We start from the raw sequence: 24,111 nt of genomic DNA on the forward strand, positions 1-24,111 counted from the left end.
CACAATGAAAACGATTGTCTTTTCGCTCCTGCTGGCTTCTACCGTCAGCCTCACGTCAGTATCCGGGCCAATCCGGCAAAGCACGAAACGTAATCAACCCACAAAACTGGTTCACTTCGATGTTAGTGCGCTGGTCTCCGCAACCGGCAAACTGCGCGTTAACGTCGACAAGGAACTGGGTGGCCTCGTTTACATTCAGCTCATGAATCGCGCGGGCCATGTGTACTTCAATCGTACGTTATATGCCGACGAAGAGTTGATCCGGCTCAGCATGGATCTGAGTCACCTGTCGGCTAATGACTATGTGCTGAAAGTGTCGAATGGGCTGGAAATGATCACTCGCGATATCAAGATCACCACCGTTCAGCCAATCGAGCGAACCCGCGTCATAACAGTTGAGTAGTGGTGAAAAGTCGCTTACAGGCTTTCGTTGTACAGGGGCTACGAAAGCCTGTAAGCGACCACTTCTTCTCGCCAGGTTTGCCGATCACCCCTCGTAATCGGGCGAGATGGGCGAACGCCGGAACTCAGTGGGCGTGATACCCACGTATTTTTTAAAAAACTGGCTGAAGTTGGGTTGATCGGCAAAGCCAATGATCTGACTGATGTCCTGCAAGGTCCAGTTAGTTTGCACCAGCAGGGCTTTGCTTTCTTCCAGAAGTCGGTTTTTTATCAGTGTGCTTACGGGTTGCCCGGTATGCTTTTTCACTAATCCATTCAGATAGTTCGGATTCAGGCTTAACTTCTCGGCATAGTCTTTAGCCGATCGCATCCGGATAGGGTTGTCAATATTGGCGAGATTGGTTTCTTTCTCCAGTAATTCGAAGAAATCATACACATGCCGGTAATCGTTAGTAATCTCTCCTACTGGCTCATAATCAGCACCTTTTAAGCTTTCAACAAGGATCAGCTGCACATAGGCCTGCATCGCTTCTTCGGCCAGGTCGCCCCCCGCTGCCGCTTCGGCTTTCATTTGGGTCAACAGGCGATGAATCATCCCGGCCGACTCTTCGGATAAACGCAGTATCTTCTTCTCCGTGAAAAATTTATAGCGGTCGATAATCAGTTTCAGCGACGGGTGCTGATCCAGGTATCGTTTTTTAAACAGGCAAAAAATGCCACCGCCCGACTTGGGTGACGCATTGCGCCAGCATACTATTTCATTGGGATGTAAGAATAGAATCGTACGCTCGTCGATGAAGTAATTGGCTTTCCCCATGGTTTTCATGCCCGTGCCGCTGGTCATGAACATGATCTTGTAAAAGTCACGGCGATTTGGCGTGAGGTAATTGTCACAACCGGTTTTCTCGCGATCGACAACTTTGATAGTCCAGTCTTCGTAATAAAGTCGGCTTACCGGTGTGGTGCCAGGCGGCAGAACAGATGGTATATCATATACCATCGTGATGGGCAGGACGTCGCCGCTCCGTCGTTCCCATGAACCATGCGATTGCGTTTTCATAATTGGTAGAGACAACTCTCCACTCATAAAAGTGCCTACATGCGGCAAAAAGCAGAAAATAGTTAGCTAAACTATTGTCAGTCAACAGTATAATATTTCGCCTAATCCACGTGGCAGCCAATTTCACTGATAATTACTTTATGCTAAATGTGCGGTTTTCATAAAAAATGCACTGATTTTACTATAAAGTAACCTTGTCGTTCCAGGTACGTTTGCAGCTTCATTCGCCGCTTATTAGTGAATAGACTTTATACCGTTCGTAAGTATATGAAGTTATCAATCAACCTGCTTACGTTTTACTTTCTGGTCGGGATCTTATCAGCAACAACACAAATGATCATGGCTCAACAAATGAAAACGCCTACTATGAATCAGGCTACTCAGGGACCTGCTACCAGCTTTAGCGAAACCGTTTGGGTTACCACTCTCGTAGGGCCCAACACTGAAACCGACTGCATCGTGAGCAGCGTTGAATTCACCCCACGAGCGCGGACGCATTGGCATACGCACCCTGCTGGTCAACTCCTCGTCGTAACGCAGGGGACCGGCTTTTATCAGGAAAAAGGAAAGCCCGCCCGAGTAATTCGAGAAGGCGAATCGGTAACCATTCCACCGATGGTTGAGCATTGGCATGGCGCAGGGCCTAACGGTCCGTTTACGCACATCGCCATCAATCCCAACGTGAGCAAGGGGGGGGCTGTCAACTGGCTGGAGGCCGTCACGGATGAGGCGTACACAGACGCGCAGTAACGGGATCGCTCACCCACCTGTCTATGGCAAAATCAGCAGCTGCCAGCCGACCTGCCCACCAAGTGCAGCAAACCCCGGAATGATCCACAACGGCGAGCTGATGCTGTACGGCTCCGCTTCGCTGGTGCTGTTCTACAAAACGTTTCCGACATCCTACAGTTATACCAAGCTGGGACGTGTCGTTAATCCGGCAGGTCTCGCGGCTGCGCTGGGTGCCGGAAGCACACCAGTCACGTTCGAGCTAAAGCAATCGGCGTGTTTCGTGCTTTAAACCAATAGCTTTTCTTGGCCACTAAATCAACGTGTATGACTGAGCCTACCAACATCGGGGACGAGTTCGATCAATCCAACTCATCCCGACGCAATTTCCTGAAACAATCGTCGGCGCTGGCGGCAATGGCCCTGACGCCTGTAGCTGCCAGCGCTGCCATCGAGAACGGGCTGGACGAAAAACTGGCCACGGCTATCGAACAGATGCCGCTACAGCTCGAGATTAACGGGACGGTGCGCACGCTCTCCATCGAACCGCGTGTCACGCTGCTCGATCTGCTGCGCGAGCAACTGCATTTGACGGGAACCAAGAAAGGCTGCGACCACGGTCAGTGTGGAGCCTGTACGGTACATGTCGATGGGCAGCGCGTGAACTCGTGTCTGACGCTGGCGATGACCACCGAAGGCAGTAAAGTCACGACCATCGAAGGGCTGTCAGCCGGTGGCCCCACTGCGCCTCTGCATCCCATGCAGGACGCTTTTATTAAACACGATGGTTTCCAGTGCGGGTACTGCACACCCGGACAAATCATGTCGGCGGTGGCCTGTATTCGCGAAGGGCATGCCAACAGCCCCGAAGAGGTTCGGGAGTATATGAGCGGCAACATCTGCCGGTGCGGAGCTTACGCCAACATTGTCGATGCGATCATGGACGTTAAAAAAGGAGGAGCCAGAGTATGAACCAATTTCAATATACGCGGGTGACAACCCCCAAAGCCGCGGTATCGGCCCTCTCGCAGGAAAGCGGCTCGTACTTTCTGGCGGGCGGCACCAACCTCATCGACCTGATGAAGCGCGACGTAGTGGTGCCTGAGCGGCTGGTCGATATCAACAAACTACCGCTGGCAACCATCGAGAAAACAAGTGCAGGTCTGCGCATTGGCGCTATGGCCAAAAACTCGGCCGTAGCCGAGCACGCGCTGGTGAAAAAGCATGCACCGCTGCTGGCCATGGCGCTCAATGCGGGCGCATCGGCCCAGCTCCGCAACATGGCAACGGTGGGTGGCAACATGATGCAACGTACCCGCTGCGCCTATTTTTACGACAATTCCATGCCCTGCAACAAACGGAGTCCCGTGCAGGCAGGCCCCGACAAAGGGCAACCAAATGGGCCTTCAGGCTGCGGAGCCATCGGCGGTATCAACCGGATGCACGCCATTTTTGGTGCCTCGACGAAGTGCATCGCCGTTCACCCCAGCGATATGTGCATTGCACTGGCAGCCCTGGATGCAACGGTGAACGTATCGGGGCCAAAGGGTGATCGTATCATTCCTTTCGGCGATTTTCACCGGCTCCCCGGCGACACGCCCCAAAAAGACAATACGCTGCTGCCTGGCGAACTGATTCTATCGGTCGACATTCCGATCAACAAGTTTGCTGACAACTCGCACTACCTGAAAGTACGTGACCGGGCTTCGTATGCCTTTGCGCTAATCTCGGTAGGCGTTGCGGTTGACCTTAAAAAAGACATCATCCAGGATATCAGGCTGGCGATGGGCGGGGTGGCCCACAAACCTTGGCGGTTGACTGAGGCCGAGCAATTTCTGCGGGGCAAAGCCGCTACGGAAGCCAATTTCAGGCAGGCCGCTACGCTGGCGATGGCCGGGGCCAAAGGCTACGGCGAAAATGATTTCAAATTAACGCTGGCACCCAACTCACTTATCGACGCGCTAAAAACCGCCACTAAAATCGCCTGATCATGAAAGACCTGAAAAATCCGCCTATCGATCGGATCGATGGCCGGTTGAAAGTGACCGGCGGGGCAAACTACTTCGCCGATTTCGAACTGCCCAACATGGCCTATTGCGTGCTGGTCGGGAGTGACATTGGCCGCGGCACTATCACCAGCATGGACACCAAAAAGGCGCAGAACGCACCGGGGGTACTCGGCGTGTTCACGCACCAGAATATGCCGCCCATTCCAGGCTGGGACGCGCCTGTGGGCGGAGAAGCCGACGGCCCAGCGCCCAAGCCGAAAACCGAAGAAACCTACCGAATTCTGAGTAGCCCCAAAATCCTGTTCGACGGGCAGCCCATCGCGATGGTAGTGGCCAACAGCCTCGAGCGGGCGACCTACGCGGCATCCCTCGTGAAGGCCACCTACGCCAAACAGGCAACCCGGACCAAGCTGGAAAAACACCTGGCCGACGGCGTAGCACCGAAGGGAGCCGATGGCGGCAATTACCTGCGGGGTAAGGCCGATGGATACAAGTCGGCCCCGGTCACGCTGGAAGCCAATTATACGATTCCCATTGAGGTGCATAACCCTATGGAACTTCACGGTATCGTGGCCCACTGGACGGGCGCTGACACGTTGATGATCTACGCCAAAACGCAGGGTGTCAACGCCACGCAGCAGGCTATGGCACAGGCGTTTAAGATTGATCCGAAGAAAATTCGCGTGCATACGGAGTTTATGGGCGGCGGCTTTGGCATGGGCCTACGTACCTGGCCGCAGGAAACGGCGGTCGTGGCAGTTGCCCGGAAGATTGGCCGGCCGCTAAAGCTGGTGGTTAACCGCTCACAAATGTTCACTCTGGTGGGCCACCGCCCGTATACGGTACAGACCATCAATATGGGAGCCGACACCAGCGGCAAGCTGGTTGGCATTGCCCACGCGGCGACGGCCGAAACGGCCAGTTACGAAGACTTTACAGAAGCGACCGTTAACATGACCAAGTTCATGTACGACTGCCCGAACGTCAGCACACGATACCGTATCGTACGACTCGACCGGAGCGTACCCATCTGGATGCGCGGGCCGGGCGAAGCGTCGGGGGCCTTTGCCCTCGAATCGGCGATGGACGAAATGGCGCATAAACTGGGGCTCGATCCGATCGAATTCCGGCTGCGCAACTATACCGAAACAGACCCCGAACATAACCGGCCTTATTCGAGCAAAAATCTCAAAGAAGCCTACCAGCGTGGAGCCGAGGCTATCGGCTGGAGCAAGCGCAAAAACGAACCTGCCAGCCAGCGCGAGGGCGACTGGCTCATCGGCTACGGCATGAGTACGGGTACGTTCAACGCATTCCGGTGGGAAGCGTCGGCCCGCGCCCTGCTCAACGCCGACGGTTCGCTGACGATTCAAAGCGCCGTAACCGACATTGGACCGGGTACCGGAACGGCCCTGACCATGATTGCCCACAACGTACTTGGCGTGCCTATCAACCAGATCAAAGTCGAGTACGGCGACACGTCGTTGCCTAAAGCACCCACCCAGGGCGGTTCGGCCATTGTATCGGCGGTAGGGTCAGCGGTGTACGACGCGTGCACGAAAATCAAAAAACAGCTGATTGAACTCGCCACTAAAGAGGGTGGTGCACTGGCTGGTCGGCAGGCCGATGAGCTGACTATGACCGATGGGATGCTGTCGGTGGAGAAGGAACCCAACCGAAAAACGGCGATGCGTGATCTGATGCGGACCAACAACCTGACAGTGATTGATAAAAGTGCCGACTCGAAGGGTGGGCCAGAACAGGCGAAGTATTCCATGTACTCGTTTTCAGTGCATTTCGTGCAGGTACGTGTCAATCCGCTGACGGGCGTGGTGCGCGTCTCAAAAGCCGTTAGTGTCGCCGATTCGGGTCGGATCGTCAGTCCTAAAACGGCCGCGAGCCAGATGATCGGCGGAGTAGCCGGAGGTATTGGCATGGCCCTGACTGAAGAAGCCATTATCGACCACCGCTTCGGCCGCTTCGTGAACAACAACCTCGCCGATTATCACGTAGCGGTTCACGCCGACGTACCTGCCATTGAAACGATTATGATCGACAAGCCCGACCCGATCATCAACCCGATGGGGGCTAAAGGCATGGGCGAAATAGCTCTGATCGGTTTTGCCGGCGCGGTTGCCAACGCGGTCTTCAACGCCACCGGCCAGCGCGTTCGTGATTTACCGATTACCCCGGACAAGCTACTTCGAACGGTATAGATCAGCTTTGGGAGCTAATCGACACTGATTAGCTCCCAAGACGGGTCATGCTGCGTTAACAGTATGGCCGCCAGAATGAACGCCTAGCGTGTAAATTGCCACGCAGGAAATCGGAAATAGACCTACATCAAGAGAGTCATGCCTAAGTCATTTGCGGCCATGTTGCCCCCCGGAAAGTTAGTGGCCCTCGCCGGTTTATGCCTGACGCTGTCAGTTCAGACACTAGCGCAAAATGGACAAATCGTCTACAAAAACTACTGTGCCGGTTGTCATGGCGCGCAACTGAAAGGCAGCGCAGGCCCCGCACTTATCAAAAAAGAATGGAAACACGGTGGTGACCGGGCCTCATTGCTCACTACGATTCGGAACGGGATTCCGTCGACCGAAATGAGCAAATTCGACGGGGTGTTGTCGGCGAAAGAGATCGAAGCGGTCACCGATTTTATTCTCAACGCGCAGACATCGCCGGAACTGGTCAGAAAAACAGATTTACCTCTGCATGTCGATACTAAACGGTATAAGCTCAGGATTGAGAAACTGGTAACTGAAGGGCTGCTTAGTCCCTGGGGCATTGAATTCGTCGATTCGAATCAGGCTTACATCACCGGCAAGAATGGCGAGCTTTTCTCGCTGGTAAACGGCAAACTGGACAATCAGCCAATAACCGGCCTGCCAAAAGTATACGGAACAGATCTGGTTGGGGGCATGATGGACCTAGCGCTTGACCCCGACTACAAAACCAACGGCTGGATATACATCGGATTCAGTCATAATCCGCAGAACAGTACGGACAAGAAGACACCGGGCATGACCAAAATCGTTCGGGGTAAGGTGCAGTCGCATCAATGGGTAAACGAACAAACCTTGTTTCAGGTGCCGGACTCGTTGCTGGTAACGGGTGGCACACGCTGGGGATGCCGTTTTCTTTTCGACAGGCAGGGGCATCTCTTTTTTACCATTGGCGATATGAACCGCGCCAACGATGCCCAGATAGTATCGAAACCATCGGGCAAGATTTACCGAATCAACGCCGACGGCTCCATTCCCAACGACAACCCACTCTATGGCCAGTCGACTGCCTTGCAGGCTATCTACAGTTGGGGGAATCGCAACGCGCAGGGCCTCGCCCAGCACCCCGTAACCGGCATTGTTTACGCCAGCGAACACGGACCGCAGGGAGGCGACGAGTTGAATATACTGAAAAAGGGGGCTAACTACGGGTGGCCGGTGATCACCTACGGCATCGACTACAACGGTAGTATCATTACCAACGAAACCCAGCGGGAAGGCATGGAGCAACCTATAACCTACTGGACGCCGTCCATTGCCGTTAGCGCCATCGAGTTCGTGACCGGTAAGCGTTTTCCGCGCTGGCAAAACAACCTGCTGGTGACCGCGCTCAAGTTTGAAGAGATCAGGCGACTGGTTGTCGATGGCGACAAGGTAACCGAGCAGGAGGTATTGCTGAAAGGGTATGGCCGGGTGCGGGACTTAAAAATCGGGCCCGACGGCGCTCTATACGTACTTACCAACAGTCCGGATGCGCTCCTGCGGATCACGCCTGAGTAACAGTCACAGCGGCATTGAGCTAGGCGGGAAAGCCTACGCAGCGTTCATTTTATCTTACGTTCAAAATGACTACTCAATTACCTGACAGCCCTATTTTTCAACGACTTCAAGCTGGTGAGCTACTCCGCAAGGATGATCCGGAATACGGCCGGTTTAGCGAGGTCGTTTCGCGTACCATCCGGCTTTGCGTGTTAATGAACGCAACGGCTACTGATACCGATCAGGTACGTACCCAACTAAGCACTATCATCGGTACCCAGATCGACCCGTCGACCACGATCTTTCCGCCCTTTCATACCAACTTTGGCCGATCGATTCGGCTTGGCAAAAACATCTTTATCAACCATGCCTGCTCCTTTCTGGACATTGGCGGCATCACTATTGAGGACGATGTACAGCTAGGCCCGCGCGTCAATCTCACGTCCGAAAATCACCCGCTGGACCCCACCGACCGTACGACGCTGATCCCACAGCCCATCGTCATCAAACGCAACGCCTGGATTGGGGCGGGGGCCACTATTTTACCCGGCGTGACAGTTGGCGAAAATGCAGTTGTAGCCGCTGGCGCAGTGGTGAGCCGCGACGTACCCCCGAACACCGTCGTAGCGGGTGTACCGGCGAAAGTTGTCAAGACACTCTGAGAGTTGCCGACTACACAAGTGATATTCGCAAAAGGAGTACTATGGAGTTGCTACTCCCAGATCGATACCGTTAATGAGCAAAACTACCTTTTGGCAAACGCTGGTGCTATTTAGTGCACTATTGCCGACTACAGACATGAATGCCCAGTCATTTACAGCCACTAGTCAGACATTGAGCGCCCGACAGCAGAGTACTGTGGCTATCTCTGCGTTAACAGCCACTGGTGATTTGGAACGCCTGAAAGTGCAGCTCGCCACAGGGTTAGATGCTGGACTGACGGTAAATGAGATCAAAGAGCAACTGGTACAACTCTATGCTTACTGCGGCTTTCCCAGAAGTCTGAACGGCATACATACATTCATGACGGTGCTGGACGAACGCCGAAAGAAAGGCATTAAGGATCCGCCGGGAAAGGACATTCAGTTACCGAACCACCGCCCCGACACGTACGAAAAAGGCCGGAAAGTGTTGGAAACGTTAACTAAAACCCCTCAGTCGAAGCCTGCGCCTGGTTTCGGCGAATTCGCGCCCCGAATTGATGCCTTTTTGAAAGAGCATCTGTTCGCTGATGTATTCGACAGTGATGTACTTACGTATCAGCAACGGGAACTGATCACTATAGCTGCACTTACAGCCATGTCAGGCGTTGTGCCGCAACTGGAATCGCACCTGAAAATGGGTAGGAATGTTGGCCTGACCGAGCGCCAATTAGTACAGGTTGCCGACTTGATTGACACGCTCATCAGTCGAACTCAGGCTAACACGTTGAGAAAACTGCTGGCAACACCTACTTCCCCCATCATTGAGCCGGACATGATGGTACGCATTGCCGAAATCGAGATTGTGCCGGATTACCTGGACGAGTACAAAGCTATCCTGGCAGAAGAAGCGACAGCATCCGTAAAAATTGAGCCAGGTGTACTGGTCATTTTTCCAATGTACGAGCAGGAGCAGCCAACCCGATTCAAACTGGTTGAAATATACGCTACCAAAGCTGCCTATGAATCACATCTAAAAACACCACATTTTCAACGGTATAAAACCTCGACTCAGAAGATGGTGAAATCGCTGAAGCTGATTGAGATGAGTAGCGTCACTCCTGACTTAATGACGGAGCTTTTTAAAAAGCTGAACTAACGGCTGCCCACAGGTGAAATCAGATTTTCTTTGTGCAGTTAGCCACAAGCACGCTAGTTGACGCGCTTATATTTTTCGATGATGATGTGGTCGACGCCTGCCTTCTCTACCTTTTCGACGCCACGTTGAATTAAAGTGTCGTTGGCGAACGTAATGGTGAAATCAAACTTATTTCCCTCCCATCGCTTGTCGCCGAAATAGTCCAAATATTCGGTATAGTTATCGCCAGTCAGCGTGTATTTACCGCCACCGGCGCTAAACGGGGCGGCTGTTGAATCGGTGGCCGTACCGGTGTCGTGGTTCAAAAACGCAAAGTGGGTCGCGTTAATGATCTTGATCATCTTGCGTTTAGGGTCGAACGTAGAGGTTGTTTTTCCCGCTTCCGTGCTGGAAGCATCGACTAATTCCCAGGTACCAACCAGTGAATTAGCTGTCGGGGCGGATGAACAACCGAACAATAAGAAGGCAACAAAAAAAGCTAGTAAAGCACTGAATTTCATACATTTATTGATTTAAGAATAGATAGGTATTCGGGAAATTCGAAAGCGTAAGTGCTCATCTCAACGTAGGCAGGCAAGCCATATACTGCTTCCTACTCGTATTGAATAAACTCCATCCGATTGCCGAAGGGATCGCGAATAAAGAAGCGGTCACGCCCTTCAATAACAGATGAGTAACTTATTTCTATCCCTTTTGCCAGTAGTTCCCTCTTAGCTTCTTCCAGGTCGGTAACCTCAAAAGCGGGATGCCGTAATGACAAACTGCCGCCAGCCTCCTCGCGCAAATGCAACTGAACGTCGGCAATCTCGAACCAGATTGCCCCTGCCGGATGATCGCCCGGAATCTCGGTTAGCCCAAGTACCTGCGCATAAAAAGCCCGCGCTTCGTCAGTCTTCCGTTCGGGAATTGCCACCAGCACATGGTCCAGGCGTTTGAATTGAATCATCTATATTTTATTTAAACGCGAAGCTGTGCATTCAGCCTTTGTTATCCAACTACTGCATAAAAAAAGCCCGCCGAAGCGAGCTTTTTTGTAACCTGTGTACGCGAGTACCTTAACCTAGGTACGTCTTCAGCGCTTTCGAGCGTGACGTATGGCGCAGGCGGCGAATGGCTTTCTCTTTAATCTGACGAACGCGCTCACGGGTCAGGTTAAATTTCTCACCAATCTCTTCCAGCGTCATCGCGTGTTCACCGTTCAGACCGAAGTAGAGCGTGATCACGTCGGCTTCACGCTGGGTTAGCGTTGAGAGGGCGCGTTGCACTTCCTTACGGAGTGAATCGTTGATCAGGCCCGAATCAGGCTTGTCTTCACCGTCGTTTTCGAGTACGTCGAGCAGGCTGTTTTCTTCACCCTGCACGAACGGCGCATCCATGGATACGTGCCGGCCCGAAATCTTGAGAGTGTCAACAACTTCTGCCGGTGAGATCTCCAGTACAGCGGCTAGCTCTTCCGGTGATGGCTCGCGCTCGAATTTCTGCTCCAGGTCAGAGAAGGTTTTCGAGATTTTGTTGAGCGAACCGACCCGGTTCAACGGCAGACGAACAATACGAGACTGCTCTGCCAGGGCCTGCAAAATCGACTGACGAATCCACCAAACTGCGTACGAAATAAATTTAAAGCCACGCGTCTCGTCAAAGCGCTGAGCGGCTTTGATCAGGCCGAGGTTACCCTCGTTGATCAAATCACCCAGGGAGAGACCCTGGTTTTGGTATTGCTTGGCAACCGACACTACGAAACGTAAGTTGGCCTTTGTTAATCGTTCCAGTGAAAGCTGATCCCCTTCCCGAATCTTCTGGGCGAGGGTTACTTCTTCGTCTGGTGTCAGCAGGTCAACCTTACCAATTTCCTGAAGGTACTTATCCAGGGACTGGGATTCACGGTTGGTAATCTGTTTTGAAATTTTTAGCTGTCTCATGTATCTGCTGAGGATGGTGCTGTATAGGCATATAAACCTATACAACGGGCACACGTGCTTATCTTGTCAACAATCTATGCTTTGGTATTGTTCTCTGGGCGAGGTAAGAGTGCTTTACGAGATAAACGGTATTTTCCCGTCTTTTTGTCAATCTCAACTAACTTAACCCGAACAACTTCGCCCACCTGGAACACGCCATCCATTGTTTCCAGACGCTCCCACTTCACCTCAGAGATGTGCAGCAGACCATCTTTACCCGGCAGGAATTCAACGAAGGCGCCAAATGGCTGAATCGTCTTCACCTTACCGTCATAAATTTCGCCTACTTCAGCCGTGGCCGTAATGCCTTTCACGCGGCTAACCGCTTTATCCATGCTCTCTTTGTTGGTCGCATAGATGCTAACGAAGCCCGATCCTTCACGCTCTTCGATGTTGACCGTAGCCCCCGATTCGCGCTGAATCTCCTGAACAACTTTACCACCGGGTCCGATTACTGAACCGATCTGATCCTGCGCAATCTTGATCACGTAGGCCCGTGGCGCGAATGGCTTCAGATCTGGCTTAACCGCCTCAAGACCTTTCTTCATTTCACCCAGGATGTGTAACCGACCGGCACGCGCCTGATTCAGAGCTTCAGTCAGGATTTCGTACGACAGGCCGTTCACCTTCATGTCCATCTGAACCGCGGTGATTCCTTTCTCCGTACCTGTTACTTTGAAGTCCATATCACCCAGGTGGTCTTCATCACCCAGGATGTCAGACAGTACGGCGTATTTACCCGTGGCTTCGTCAGAAATCAAGCCCATGGCGATACCGGCTACGGGTGCTTTGATTTTGATACCGGCGTCCATCAGGGCTAACGTACCTGCACAAACCGTTGCCATCGACGACGAACCGTTTGATTCCAGGATGTCAGATACGATACGGATTGTGTATGGGTTGTCGGCACCTTCGGGCAGCATGCCTTTCAGCGCGCGGTGAGCCAGGTTACCATGACCAATTTCGCGACGGCTGGCGCCCCGGTTTGGTTTTACTTCACCCGTAGAGAAACCGGGGAAGTTGTAGTGCAACAGGAATTTGTTGTAACCCTGCGACAATGCCTGGTCAACAATTTGCTCATCGAGCTTGGTGCCCAGCGTAACGGTCGTCATCGACTGCGTTTCGCCACGGGTGAACACGGCTGAACCGTGAGCGCGCGGAAGGTAGTCTACTTCGCACTGGATGGGGCGGATCTCGTCGAGCTTACGGCTATCCAGACGGTAGCGTTCGTTCAGCACCAGGTTCCGGGAAGCTTCCCAAACCACGTCGCTGAAGTACGTCTTCACCAGCGAGGTATTTACCTCTGTACCTTCTGGCAGTAAGGCAAGGTATTCTTCGCGAACAGCCTTGAAGCCTTCAGAACGCGCTTTTTTGCTCGCCTGGCCTTTCAGCGCTACTTCATATACCTTGTCGTACGTAGCTGCATGAACCGCTTTCCGAAGTTCTTCGTCATGCGTTTCGTGGTTGTAGGTACGTTTCTCGGTTTTGCCAACTTTTGCTTCGAGTTCTTTCTGAGCTGCACACTGCGCCTTGATGACGTCATGAGCAATCTTCAGGGCCTCTACTACTTCAGCTTCCTGACACTCTTTCATTTCACCTTCAACCATGTTGATATCGTTGGCGTTGGCCGCTACGATCAGGTCGAGGGTGGCGCGCTCCAGTTCTGAAGCAAGCGGGTTAATTTTATATTGTCCGTCGATTTTGGCAACGCGAACCTCCGAAATTGGTCCGTTGAAGGGGATATCCGACACGGCAAGGGCCGCTGAAGCCGCCAGGGCAGCCAGTTGGTCGGGCAGCACCTCGGGATCGGCCGAGATCATGGTGATCATCACCTGGGTATCGCCGTGGAAATCTTCGGGGAAGGTGGGCCGCAAGGCACGGTCAACCAGACGGGAAATCAGAATTTCATAATCCGACAACCGGCCTTCACGACGCTGGAAACTACCGGGGATACGACCCGCTGACGCGAATTTTTCCTGATAATCAACAGATAGAGGCAGGAAATCGATACCCTCGCGGGCCTCTTTACTCGCTACGACGGTGGCTAACAACATGGTGTCGCCTAACCGAACAACAACGGCTCCGTCGGCCTGACGGGCCAGCTTGCCGGTTTCAATGGTAATTTCCCGACCATCGGGAAGTGCAACCGTTTGCGTGGTGACTTGAAACATACAACAGATTTAGATTCTCGCTACAACAGCTTTAAAACATCACTTGAACTCACTCCTACCGCTTTCACCACAAAAAAGAACAACGCCAGACAACCCGGTCCATAAACTGGAAGGTTATGACCTTCACAAGGCAGACTTACTGCCTACGACAACCTGCTACTGGGTATTCTTGATCACGACTTCGAGCAGCCAGAGGGGCGTAACACTGACGCTAGCCTCTGCACTACAACTTAGACGACTAATTCAACGAATGGGCACATAAGAAAAACAGGGAACTCGCTAGCGAGTTCCCTGTTTTTTGACAACCTGTCCGCTTACTTACGGATGCCAAGGGCGGCTAATACGGCCCGATAGCGGTTGATATCTTTACGTTGGAGGTAATCCAACATGCTACGACGCTTACCTACCAGTTTCAGCAGTCCCTGACGGGTGCTGTAATCATGCTTGTGCGCTTTGAGGTGCTCAGTCAAGTGAGAGATCCGGTACGTAAACAACGCAATCTGAGATTCTGCTGAGCCAGTGTCCCCCGGACTTTTTTGGGCACCCTGTGCAGCGAAAATTTCTTGCTTTTTTTCTGATGGTAAATACATCGTCAGACAGCTTTTTGTTTACAAAATGATTTTACAGCCGCAAAGGTAAGAAAAAAAGAGCTAAGAGCGAAGAAATAAGCGGGAAGAGTTAGTCCAGCCTTGAGTAAACGGTCGGTGACCAACACGTCGCGCTCAAGGCTTCACCCGTAATTGCTTCGTTGTTTTTCGCGACCCGTCGTGGCTCCAGCCGGGGGGCCCAAACAGATAGCCCATCGCGTTTCGAAACGAACTAGCGTGGCGCAGGTCACGGGCAATCTCATCCCATTCATGAAAGGCGATCCGGACGGGATTGTAGGAGCCTACATTTTTAGTGAGTCCGTACGTAGGCCGGTGCTCCTCGGCCTGAAACGTGCCAAACAGTCGATCCCAGATGATCAGCACACCAGCGTGGTTCTTGTCCAGGTAAGCCAGATCAGACCCGTGGTGGACGCGGTGGTGCGACGGCGTGTTGAATACCCACTCGATCGGTGCGGGTAGGCGATTGATCAGTTCCGTATGAATCCAGAACTGATACAACAGGCTGATCGACTGCATGGTCATGATGGCCAGCGGCGAGAAACCGAGTAGTGGCAGCCATAGCCAGAAAATGAATGAACCGGTCAACGTACCTGTCCAGGTTTGGCGCACAGCCGTGCTCAGATTATACTTCTGCGAGGAATGATGCACCACGTGCGACGCCCAGAACCAGCGGCTTCCGTGGCTGATGCGATGAAACCAGTAGTAGCTGACATCGTCGGCAAAAAACAGCACCACCCACGGCCACACCTGCGCCATGTCGATCGTGAACAGCCGAAACTGGTAGAAGAGCGTGTAGGCCGCCAGGGCAAACGCTTTTCCCACGAAACCGACGATCACACTGCCAATGCCCATTGTGATACTACTAGCGCTGTCTTTGGCTTCGTAATGGTCACGTTTATGCCAGGCCGTTATCGCAACCTCTGCAGCGATCAGCAACACAAACGCAGGAATGGAGTAATTAACCAGATCCTTCATAATTTATCAATGAAAGATACAAATTTACTGGTCATCCAACAAAAAACAGCCCGGTCAACAGTGTTGTTGACCGGGCTGTTTCAGGAAACCGAACGAAGCTAAACCAGTGTGGCCGTCAGCGTTAGTTTAATGTCTGGTGAAAGAGCGCGCGAGATGATGCAGTTTTTCTTGGCATCGTTGGCGATTTCGTCAAATTTGGCCTGATCGAGGCCGGGTACGCTACCAGTTAATACCAGGTCTACGGCGGTGATCGTCAGTGTGTCCATATCCATAGTCAGTACAGCCTTTGTTTCCAGGTTAGTAGGTGTGAATCCCTGCTGACCCATCGTAGCACCGGTGGCCATGGTAAAACAACCCGCGTGGGCGGCGGCGAGCAGCTCTTCCGGGTTAGTCCCTGCGCTGCCGTCTTCACTTTGGAAACGGGTCTTAAATGAGAATGGGGTGTTATTCAATACACCTCCGGTGGCCGATAGTGAGCCAGTGCCTTCCTGCAGGCTTCCCGACCAGGTAGCCGATGCTCTGCGTTTTGCTTGTGCCATAGTTTTTGTTTGACAATTAACGTTTGATGTGCAACGTATGCCTCTACAACCAGCCTGCTACCACGGTTTGTTTCGACTGCTCATCGACTTTTTCGATCACCGATCAACGGTACAGTTCGTACCGCCACTTTTTAGCAAGTTCGAAACCAAGCCGTCCCCGGCGCTTGTTAGGGATGAAACGAAACGTCAACTACTCCATTCTCAATGCGTATTGTAAGCAGGAATCTCAAAAAGAGTGATTATGCCGATCTGAAAGAGGCGATGATCGAGTCGTACAGTGGGATCGGTGGCGACTATTGGGAGAAAAACCTGATCGATAAACTAGTCAATATTTTCCCTGATGGGCAGTTTTGCGTGGAGGTCGACGATAAGGTCGTTGCCTGCGCGTTGGCCATTCGGGTGAAGTACGCCGATTTTGGCGATAACCACACCTTCGAAGAAATCACCGGCGAATACACCTTCGATACCCACACCAGCAAAGGGGACTGGCTCTACGGCATTGAGGTATTTGTACACCCCGACTACCGCGACCTGCGCCTAGGTCGACGCCTCTACGACGCCCGCAAGGAGCTTTGCGAACAGCTGAACCTGAAAGGTATTCTGGCAGGTGGCCGCATTCCTAATTACCGGAAGTACGCCGATGAGCTATCGCCCCGCGAATTCATTACACGGGTGAAGCAAAAAGACATTTACGACCCGACGCTAACGTTCCAGCTATCGAATGACTTTCACGTTAAGAAAGTCCTGCGTGGGTACCTGCCCGGCGATACGGAATCAAAGGAATACGCGACGTTGCTGGAGTGGAACAACATTTACTACGTGGCCGAGAAGAACCGGAAGCCCCATACCGATTCGATCATTCGATTGGGCGTAGTGCAGTGGCAGATGCGCCACTTCCCGAATCTGCAGGCGTTTTTCGATCAGGTAGAATTTTTCACCGATGTAGTCTCTGATTACAAAGCCGACTTCCTGGTGCTTCCCGAATTCTTTAACACGCCATTGATGGCTCAGTTTAAAGACATGCCAGAACCGCAAGCGATCCGCGAGCTGGCCAAGTATACGGAAGAAGTACGTGAGAAGATGTGCTCCTTTGCCATCTCCTATAACGTAAATATCATTGCGGGCTCCATGCCGCTCATGGACGAGGGTAAGCTCTACAATGTGTCGTACCTCTGTCGCCGCGATGGGTCGTTTGAAGAATACCGGAAAATTCACATCACGCCCAACGAAGTGAAATTCTACGGCATGGTGGGTGGCTACGAGGTACGTACTTACGATACCGACTGCGGCAAGATCGGGATGATGATCTGCTACGACGTCGAGTTCCCCGAACTGGGCCGTGCATTGGCCGCTCAGGGGGCACAGATCATCTTTGTTCCTTTCCTGACCGACACGCAGAATGGCTACTACCGGGTGCGGAACTGTGCGCAGGCGCGGGCCATTGAAAACGAATGCTATGTGGCCATTTCGGGCTGTGTGGGTAACCTGCCGAATGTACCCAATACGGATATTCACTATGCACAGTCGGCCGTATTTACCCCGTCTGATTTCCAGTTTCCCAACAACGCCATCAAAGCTGAAGCGACGACCAACACCGAGATGGTGCTCTTCGCAGACGTTGACGTATCGTTGCTGAAAGAGCTGCACGAATACGGGTCAGTCCAAAACCTGAAAGACCGCCGGACGGATTTGTACGAAGTCTCAATGAAACGGCCATCTCGTCGGACTGCCAAGAAAGCCTCGCACGACAATGACCCTGAGCATGTTGCGCCAGTGATTATCGTATCAGAGTAACAACTGCGTTTATCTACCACCAGTTAGTAGAGGGAATCGCTAGCGGCATGTGCCGATCCGGATCGAACCGTTCGTAGTGGTACTGCATACGGTCCGTCCTAGGTCGGTCAATGTCAGACAATACAGTTAAGTAACGATACGTTTTACTGGCTAGCCGCCCTGCCTGATCATACGTGTATAGAACAGTATCAGGGCCGGCAACGCCGTATGATGAACGGTTAAATGCAGAATCGTGGCAAACCATTGACAGCTTACCATCGGCAAGGTAGCTGAATCGTCTCCTTGATAGTATGATCGTGTCAGGTCCATGTCTCCTTGGATGTTGGTCAACCCATAGCCGATAATTCATTGTAGGAAGGCCACGCGCATTTACTCTCCACTCGTCAATATCTACTCTGGTGCGCAGGTCAGGTTTAGCATGCGTTTTTTGCTTAAGTGTGTCACCCTGTGGTGTATAACTATAGCGAATCAGCTGAATATCATCATAGTTCCAGTCTTTATCGGTACGGTGTTCCGCCAGGAGTCTACCCGATTGATCGTACTCATACCTGACCCGGCGGGTAGACACGTGTTCAGGCGAGTCACTGTCACCATGCAGATAATTCATTGACCATGTCTTACGATCGCCTTCATAGTGGTTGATTAGCTTACCACAGGATAAGCCAAAATCAAAAGCCTCCAGTAGCCGACTCTGGTCATCCAAGAAAGCGGTTTGTACATGTCTGCCGTTAAATTTCATTATCCTGATGGTAGCAAACTGAGCAGTAGGCGTCTCTAGACGGGGAATATTCTCGTTTAACATGTCCGAGTCCGATTGGCAAGCGGTTAGTGCTGAGAATATGGCAACAGTCAAGTACCTCGTCGTTGTTGAAATTTTCATTTGCCAAGCAATAGTATTGCCACAGGTTATCGTTTATGTGAATTTATGCGCTGGTCAACCCACGCGCCAACCAGAATACCAACACTGTAACATAGTAGGTCGGTCCACAGAAAGCCGAAGCCTAGCACCAGGCCGCCCAACTGGGTTGCCCGTACCGAATCGATCCAGGGCGCGTGGTACAGTTGGCTGAACTCGATGCCAAACGAGAATAGTAGCGCCAGTAACGCGATATAGTGCGTCGACCGCCGATTAAACAATATAGCAAACCCAAAAAAAACCATCAGTGCCCAGAGCGTATCGCCGATGTAGGCGTTGACGAACTCGGGCAGGTACGTGCCCAGTCGCCTCGAAGCTAGCCCTAGTAGTAGAACTCCTGCGGTAAGGCCACTATAAACTAGCCGAGTTCGCTTCACATTCCCCCTTCTTTTAAGTGTTAACTTTTTGTTAATAAATAAGCCATTTAATATACATAAAAGAACACTAATAGGTTTTTTATTTACTTGCGTTAATCCTTTCTCCCGGGGCACTATCCAACCGGCATACTGCCGGGCAACGGTGCCCGAAACAAACTTCAAACGCATAGTAGACATGTTTATTCATATCGCTAGAAAACCCGCAGAAGGCCTGGCTCTGCTAGCAGCTGGCGTGGCATTGCTTAGCAGTTGTAGCAGCTCTACCCTTATTAGCAGCCAGCCAGCGGGGGCCAAGCTCTTCGTAAATGGGCAGTATAAAGGCACTACGCCTTATGAGTACAGTGATACCAAAATTGTAGGCAGTACCACCGATCTACGACTCGAAAAAGACGGCTTTGAACCTCTCCAGGTTCCATTGGTACGTAACGAACGGGCTGATGCCGGCGCTATTGTCGGCGGTGTCTTCTTGCTTTTCCCATTTCTCTGGACGATGAAATATGACCCGGACCATACCTACCAGTTACGTCCATTGCCCGATACTGGTCGATCAATACCTACATCGCCTGCGTCAACGGCTGTCCCGCTATATGGAGTGCCTAACGCAACAGCGCCACAGACCGTAAGTTCTTCGTCTAAGGCCGATCGTCTGCGTGAGATCAAGAAACTCTACGATGAAAAGATCCTGACAGAAAAGGAGTACGAAGCCGAGAAGAAAAAAATTCTAGATAGTAATGATTGAGTAGCACTTCAACTGACGACAGTCTGGACATCCTGAATATCTCCCGACTGTCGTCAGTCCAATTAGTTGCTGAGTGCTCGTGCTACCTCCAGCGGACGGTCGGTCGACACCATGTCGGCACCGGCGGCGGTCCACTCGTTGTACAGGTTATCTCCTTTAGCGGCGGCCTGTTTATCGAGGTTGCCTAACGTACCCAGAATGGTAGCGATGCTTTTGGCATGCAGGAACGTGTACAGGTTGGGGTCCGGCGCTTTCACACCCACAAACGCAAACATCCGGTTATCGGGAATGCCCAGTTGGTGCAGTTGGTTATATTCGGCCTGGTTACGGATCGTGACGGAGATCATCAGCTCAGGGGCCAATTTATTCACCAGCGCGGCATCTTTGGCATTGTAGGTAATGATGGCGACGTTGTTTTGCGTTTTCGTCTTCCGCACGTGCTCAACCACCTTTGCAAACGACACGTTCCGCTTTACATCGAGCGTAAACATCGCCCCCCGTTTCCGACCCCAGTTCAGCGTTTCTTCCAGCGTTGGCACTCGGAACGCCGTTGGATTTCCCTGATTATCTTCCAGCTTTACCTGCTGCACCTCCGCATAGGTACGTTCGATCAGCTTGCCGGTACCGGTCGTGGTGCGGTCGAGCGTGGCGTCGTGCATCATAACCAGTACGCTGTCTTTGGTCAGGTCGATGTCGCACTCGATGACCGCTGGCGCGTCGGGTCGCTCGATCTGCCCAGTCACATAATCGAACGATTCGATGCAATTTTCGGGAAATCCCCGCAAATCACCCCCACCCCGGTGTACGGAAATGAGCGGGTGCCGACCAGCCACGTACCTGAATCGTTCAGTCGCCCGAATCGATGAGTTGGTGGGCGTCGTTTTCGGCGAACAACTCGTGAAGAGGCTGGCAAGGGTAAGGGTGTAAAGGAATGATGTTTGGAAACGATTCATGGAAATGCGGTTGTGATGAGGTGCTTTTTAGTTGGTTCTACCCCCAACCCCCTGAAGGGGGCTACGCTGAGAACGTACCTAGCCATTCTCAAACCGACGTGCCAGCACCGTCTCCGGGTAGCTGACTTCGGTTAAGAACAAACCGCTGGCAGGGGCGGCGCGGCTGGCCTTGGTGCGATCTTCGGCCCGAATGATGGTTTCGAACTGATCCAGCGTCATGCGGTGCTGACCGATATCGACCATGGTGCCGACGATGCAGCGAACCATGCCGTAGAGAAACCGGTCGGCCTTAATATGGAAAATCAGCGCTTCGGGGGTCTGCTCCCACTCAGCCCGCATCAGCTGGCAGTGGTAGTGATTTACGTTCGTCCGGACTTTGCTGAAACTCTTGAAATTACTGAACGTCAGCAGCATAGCAGCCGCTTCATTCATCAGCGGCACATCCAGATCGGGCCGGAAGATATAGCTCTGATTCGTCAGGAAGGCACTTTTCTGCCGACGGATATAATACTGATAATACCGCGCTTTGGCCGAAAACCGGGCGTGGTCGGTGGGGCCAACGGAGAAAATGCGGTAGATCGCGATACCGTCGGGCAGCATGTTGTTCAGCGAATGCACCAGCAGATCATGCTCGGGCAGTTCGCCGGCCATCTCGAAATGGGCGTATTGTTGTCGGGCATGAACCCCCGCATCGGTTCGTCCGCTCCCGACAATGTAAATTGGCTGACTGAGCCGTTTGGTCAGCGTTTCTTCCAGCACCTGCTGCACCGAAATACCATTTGGCTGAAATTGCCAGCCGTGGAAGTCCGTGCCCTTATAACTCAGTTCAATAAAATAACGCTGCATGTAGTGCTGTATGGTACTTGGCAGGTACGTTGTACTGCTTTACTGTGCGCTTCGCAAGCCGCGAGCTGGGCCGTCGACAAGGCGTGCCCGACAGGCTCGCGAAGCGCATAGTGAAACAATACCCTTACGCCATGATCTTACCCAGGGCGTTGTTGTACAGATCTGATGCCTCGGCGGTAGCGGTAACGGTTTGTCCGTCGACCACGAAATCAGCGGCGGTAACATCACCGATCTTGCTGAAAGCGACGCGGGCATGGCCCATAAATTGCTCGAAGGCAGCCTGCTGATCGGCTGATACCGATACCACAACGCGACTCTGGCTTTCGCCGAACAGGTAGGCATCTTTCCGATAATCGGCGTCGGTCGTGATGGCAAAACCGGTACCGCCCGCCATGGCTGACTCAGCAACGGCAACGAACAGGCCGCCATCCGAAATGTCGTGGGCCGATGAAATCAGTTTCTTCGTGATCAACTGCTTCACCACCGATTGAAGCGTCAGCTCCTGATCGATGTCGAACGCGGGGGCTGGCGACGCCTTCACACCCCGGTATGAATATAGGTATTCCGACGAAGCAATGTCGTTTTGTGACGAACCAATCAGGTAGATCGAATCACCGACCTGACGGAAGTTCAGCGTCATGCGGTTATCCGGCTTTTCCATCAGGCCCAGCATACCAATCGTTGGCGTTGGGAACACTGGTCCGTCGTCCGACGACTGGTTGTAGAAGCTCACGTTACCACCCGTCACCGGCGTTTCGAAGCGGCGGCAGGCTTCACCCATGCCTTTTACGGCTTCCACAAAATGCCAGTATACTTCAGGTACGTAGGGATTACCGAAGTTCAGGTTGTTGGTCACGGCCAGTGGCTCGCCACCCGTACACACTACGTTCCGGCAGGCTTCGGCCACGGCGATCTGCGCACCCACATAGGGGTTAGCGTTCACGTACCGGCTGTTGCAATCGACAGTGATCACGATCGATTTCTCCGACTTGGGAATACCCGCGCCTTTCACCCGCACCACGGCGGCATCAGACGGAGCGTTGGTGGTCCGGTTGCTGGTACCGACCATCGAATCGTACTGCTGCGACACCCACTGCCGTGAACAGATATTCGGGTGACTCAGCAAGTGTTTGGCCACCGCGCTCAGTTCATCGGCTGTAACGTCAGCGACACTTGAGATGCGGAATTTTTCGAACTCCTTGATGTACGCCGGTTCTGTGTATTCGCGGCGGTATTGGGGTGCACCACCACCCAGCACTAGGTCATGCGCAGGTACGTCGGCAACCAGTTTACCGTAGCGATAGAAATGCAGCCGACCAACGCCATCTTCCGGCGCGGCGGTTACTTCACCGATCTGGGCGCAGTGCAGATCCCACTTGTCGAAAATCCCCTGGATGATGCTCTCTTTACCTTTTTCGACTACCACCAGCATCCTCTCCTGCGACTCTGACAGCAGAATTTCGAACGGCGCCATGTTTTGCTGACGCGTCGGTACTTTGTCGAGGTCGATGATCATACCGTGTTCACCCTTCGCGCTCATTTCTGAGGTCGAGCAGATGATACCGGCGGCACCCATGTCCTGAATACCAATCACGTACCCAGTAGCAATGATTTCGAGCGTGGCTTCGAGCAGCAGTTTCTCCATGAACGGATCACCTACCTGTACGGCGGGCAGCTTGTCGGTCGAAGCGGCGGTGATGTCTTCCGAGGCGAACGTGGCCCCGTGGATACCGTCTTTACCTGTTGCCGAGCCGACGATGAACACCGGATTACCGACGCCGTAGCTCGTTGCTTTGGCGCTTTTGCCCACTTCTACGATACCCGCCGAGAAGGCATTTACCAGCGGATTGGTGTTGTAGCACTCATCGAAATAGATTTCGCCGCCAACGGTAGGAATACCAAAGGCATTACCATAGTCGCCGATGCCTTTCACTACACCGCGCAACAGCCGACGGGTTTTGGGCAGGCTCAGATCACCAAAGCGGAGTGAGTTCAGTTGGGCAATGGGCCGGGCACCCATCGTGAAAATATCGCGGTTGATCCCGCCCACACCCGTGGCAGCACCCTGGTAGGGTTCCAGTGCCGAGGGGTGGTTGTGCGATTCGATCTTGAACGAACAGGCCAGTCCGTCGCCGATATCGACCAGACCCGCGTTTTCGTCACCGGCTTTGGCCAGCATCCGGTCTGAGTCGCGTGGAAGCGTTTTCAGCCAGACGATCGAGTTTTTATACGAACAGTGTTCCGACCACATCACCGAGAAGATGCTGAGTTCGGTAAAGTTGGGTTGACGGCCGAGAATGGCGACAATCCGGTCAAATTCTTCGGGTAGCACCCCCAGCTTGCGGGCGGTTTCGACGGTTGGAATGGGATCTAGACTAGTCTGCGGTTGTTCGGGAGCGTTCACAGTGCGTACCACAAAGGGAGAAAAATGGAAGATGATAACGAGCTGAGCAGGATGGCTATATCCGTTC

Annotated in this window: 23 protein-coding genes; 11 read left to right on the plus strand and 12 right to left on the minus strand. The window is 52.8% G+C overall.

What is annotated here, in order from left to right:
- Window positions 1-4 precede the first annotated feature (4 nt).
- Window positions 5-403 (plus strand): hypothetical protein, encoded by a 399-nt coding sequence (locus F7231_RS12065; RefSeq protein ID WP_085413720.1) that lies wholly within the window; start codon window positions 5-7, stop codon window positions 401-403.
- Between the two features lie 84 nt (window positions 404-487).
- On the opposite strand, the gene F7231_RS12070 is transcribed toward F7231_RS12065, so the two are convergent.
- Window positions 488-1,462 (minus strand): AraC family transcriptional regulator, encoded by a 975-nt coding sequence (locus tag F7231_RS12070; protein WP_166692076.1) that lies wholly within the window; start codon window positions 1,460-1,462, stop codon window positions 488-490.
- Between the two features lie 339 nt (window positions 1,463-1,801).
- On the opposite strand from F7231_RS12070, the gene F7231_RS12075 reads away from it, so the two are divergent.
- The 8 genes from F7231_RS12075 to F7231_RS27240 all read left to right on the plus strand — a co-directional run bounded on the left by F7231_RS12075 (window position 1,802) and on the right by F7231_RS27240 (window position 9,764).
- The gene (locus F7231_RS12075) at window positions 1,802-2,212 is read left to right on the plus strand and encodes a cupin domain-containing protein (RefSeq protein WP_208295590.1); all 411 of its coding nucleotides are present in this window, start codon (window positions 1,802-1,804) and stop codon (window positions 2,210-2,212) included.
- A gap of 79 nt (window positions 2,213-2,291) precedes the next feature.
- Window positions 2,292-2,483, plus strand: coding sequence for a cyclophilin-like fold protein (locus F7231_RS27420; RefSeq protein ID WP_229369861.1), 192 nt, complete (start codon window positions 2,292-2,294; stop codon window positions 2,481-2,483).
- A 35-nt stretch (window positions 2,484-2,518) separates the two neighbouring features.
- The gene (locus tag F7231_RS12085) at window positions 2,519-3,163 is read left to right on the plus strand and encodes a (2Fe-2S)-binding protein (RefSeq protein ID WP_166692078.1); all 645 of its coding nucleotides are present in this window, start codon (window positions 2,519-2,521) and stop codon (window positions 3,161-3,163) included.
- Window positions 3,160-4,179 (plus strand): FAD binding domain-containing protein, encoded by a 1,020-nt coding sequence (locus F7231_RS12090; RefSeq protein WP_166692079.1) that lies wholly within the window; start codon window positions 3,160-3,162, stop codon window positions 4,177-4,179. Before F7231_RS12085 ends, F7231_RS12090 begins: the two co-directional genes overlap by 4 nt.
- Window positions 4,180-4,181: 2 nt before the next feature.
- On the plus strand, window positions 4,182-6,416 hold the full coding sequence (locus F7231_RS12095; protein WP_208295591.1) for a xanthine dehydrogenase family protein molybdopterin-binding subunit: 2,235 nt from the start codon (window positions 4,182-4,184) through the stop codon (window positions 6,414-6,416).
- 138 nt (window positions 6,417-6,554) lie between these two features.
- Entirely contained in the window at window positions 6,555-7,985 is a 1,431-nt protein-coding gene (locus F7231_RS12100) for a PQQ-dependent sugar dehydrogenase (protein ID WP_166692080.1), read from the plus strand.
- A 65-nt stretch (window positions 7,986-8,050) separates the two neighbouring features.
- Window positions 8,051-8,626, plus strand: coding sequence for a DapH/DapD/GlmU-related protein (locus tag F7231_RS12105; RefSeq protein ID WP_166692081.1), 576 nt, complete (start codon window positions 8,051-8,053; stop codon window positions 8,624-8,626).
- A gap of 73 nt (window positions 8,627-8,699) precedes the next feature.
- Window positions 8,700-9,764 carry a carboxymuconolactone decarboxylase family protein gene (locus F7231_RS27240; RefSeq protein WP_208295592.1) on the plus strand — a complete coding sequence of 355 codons (1,065 nt, stop codon included), beginning with the start codon at window positions 8,700-8,702 and terminating at the stop codon, window positions 9,762-9,764.
- Between the two features lie 53 nt (window positions 9,765-9,817).
- Here F7231_RS27240 and F7231_RS12120 read toward each other — a convergent pair whose 3' ends face one another.
- The 7 genes from F7231_RS12120 to F7231_RS12150 form a co-directional block, all read right to left on the minus strand.
- Window positions 9,818-10,264 (minus strand): hypothetical protein, encoded by a 447-nt coding sequence (locus F7231_RS12120; RefSeq protein WP_166692082.1) that lies wholly within the window; start codon window positions 10,262-10,264, stop codon window positions 9,818-9,820.
- Between the two features lie 92 nt (window positions 10,265-10,356).
- On the minus strand, window positions 10,357-10,710 hold the full coding sequence (locus tag F7231_RS12125) for a VOC family protein (protein ID WP_166692083.1): 354 nt from the start codon (window positions 10,708-10,710) through the stop codon (window positions 10,357-10,359).
- Window positions 10,711-10,819: 109 nt separating this feature from the next.
- A complete protein-coding gene (locus F7231_RS12130; RefSeq protein ID WP_085413706.1) occupies window positions 10,820-11,683 on the minus strand; it encodes a sigma-70 family RNA polymerase sigma factor in 864 nt (287 codons plus the stop codon).
- A gap of 74 nt (window positions 11,684-11,757) precedes the next feature.
- A complete protein-coding gene (pnp, locus tag F7231_RS12135) occupies window positions 11,758-13,893 on the minus strand; it encodes a polyribonucleotide nucleotidyltransferase (RefSeq protein ID WP_166692084.1) in 2,136 nt (711 codons plus the stop codon).
- 314 nt (window positions 13,894-14,207) lie between these two features.
- Window positions 14,208-14,483, minus strand: coding sequence for a 30S ribosomal protein S15 (gene rpsO, locus F7231_RS12140; RefSeq protein WP_085413704.1), 276 nt, complete (start codon window positions 14,481-14,483; stop codon window positions 14,208-14,210).
- A 132-nt stretch (window positions 14,484-14,615) separates the two neighbouring features.
- Window positions 14,616-15,476, minus strand: coding sequence for a sterol desaturase family protein (locus tag F7231_RS12145; RefSeq protein WP_166692085.1), 861 nt, complete (start codon window positions 15,474-15,476; stop codon window positions 14,616-14,618).
- A 98-nt stretch (window positions 15,477-15,574) separates the two neighbouring features.
- On the minus strand, window positions 15,575-16,015 hold the full coding sequence (locus tag F7231_RS12150; protein ID WP_166692086.1) for an OsmC family peroxiredoxin: 441 nt from the start codon (window positions 16,013-16,015) through the stop codon (window positions 15,575-15,577).
- A gap of 204 nt (window positions 16,016-16,219) precedes the next feature.
- Between F7231_RS12150 and F7231_RS12155 the strand changes: the two genes are divergently transcribed.
- Window positions 16,220-17,809, plus strand: a complete 1,590-nt coding sequence (locus F7231_RS12155) for a bifunctional GNAT family N-acetyltransferase/carbon-nitrogen hydrolase family protein (RefSeq protein WP_166692087.1) — start codon at window positions 16,220-16,222, stop codon at window positions 17,807-17,809.
- Between the two features lie 906 nt (window positions 17,810-18,715).
- Here F7231_RS12155 and F7231_RS27635 read toward each other — a convergent pair.
- Complete coding sequence (locus tag F7231_RS27635; protein ID WP_229364921.1) at window positions 18,716-19,102, minus strand: ribosomal maturation YjgA family protein; 387 nt, start codon at window positions 19,100-19,102, stop codon at window positions 18,716-18,718.
- 175 nt (window positions 19,103-19,277) lie between these two features.
- On the opposite strand from F7231_RS27635, the gene F7231_RS12170 reads away from it, so the two are divergent.
- On the plus strand, window positions 19,278-19,841 hold the full coding sequence (locus tag F7231_RS12170) for a PEGA domain-containing protein (protein ID WP_085413697.1): 564 nt from the start codon (window positions 19,278-19,280) through the stop codon (window positions 19,839-19,841).
- 62 nt (window positions 19,842-19,903) lie between these two features.
- On the opposite strand, the gene F7231_RS12175 is transcribed toward F7231_RS12170, so the two are convergent.
- The 3 genes from F7231_RS12175 to purL all read right to left on the minus strand — a co-directional run bounded on the left by F7231_RS12175 (window position 19,904) and on the right by purL (window position 24,056).
- Complete coding sequence (locus F7231_RS12175) at window positions 19,904-20,794, minus strand: glycerophosphodiester phosphodiesterase family protein (RefSeq protein ID WP_166692089.1); 891 nt, start codon at window positions 20,792-20,794, stop codon at window positions 19,904-19,906.
- A 78-nt stretch (window positions 20,795-20,872) separates the two neighbouring features.
- Window positions 20,873-21,640, minus strand: a complete 768-nt coding sequence (gene truA / locus F7231_RS12180) for a tRNA pseudouridine(38-40) synthase TruA (protein WP_166692090.1) — start codon at window positions 21,638-21,640, stop codon at window positions 20,873-20,875.
- A gap of 124 nt (window positions 21,641-21,764) precedes the next feature.
- Window positions 21,765-24,056, minus strand: coding sequence for a phosphoribosylformylglycinamidine synthase subunit PurL (purL, locus tag F7231_RS12185; RefSeq protein ID WP_310589316.1), 2,292 nt, complete (start codon window positions 24,054-24,056; stop codon window positions 21,765-21,767).
- Between the last annotated feature and the right edge of the window lie 55 nt (window positions 24,057-24,111).

The organism is Fibrivirga algicola (assembly GCF_011742925.1).
In the GTDB taxonomy this organism is placed as follows: domain Bacteria; phylum Bacteroidota; class Bacteroidia; order Cytophagales; family Spirosomataceae; genus Fibrella; species Fibrella algicola.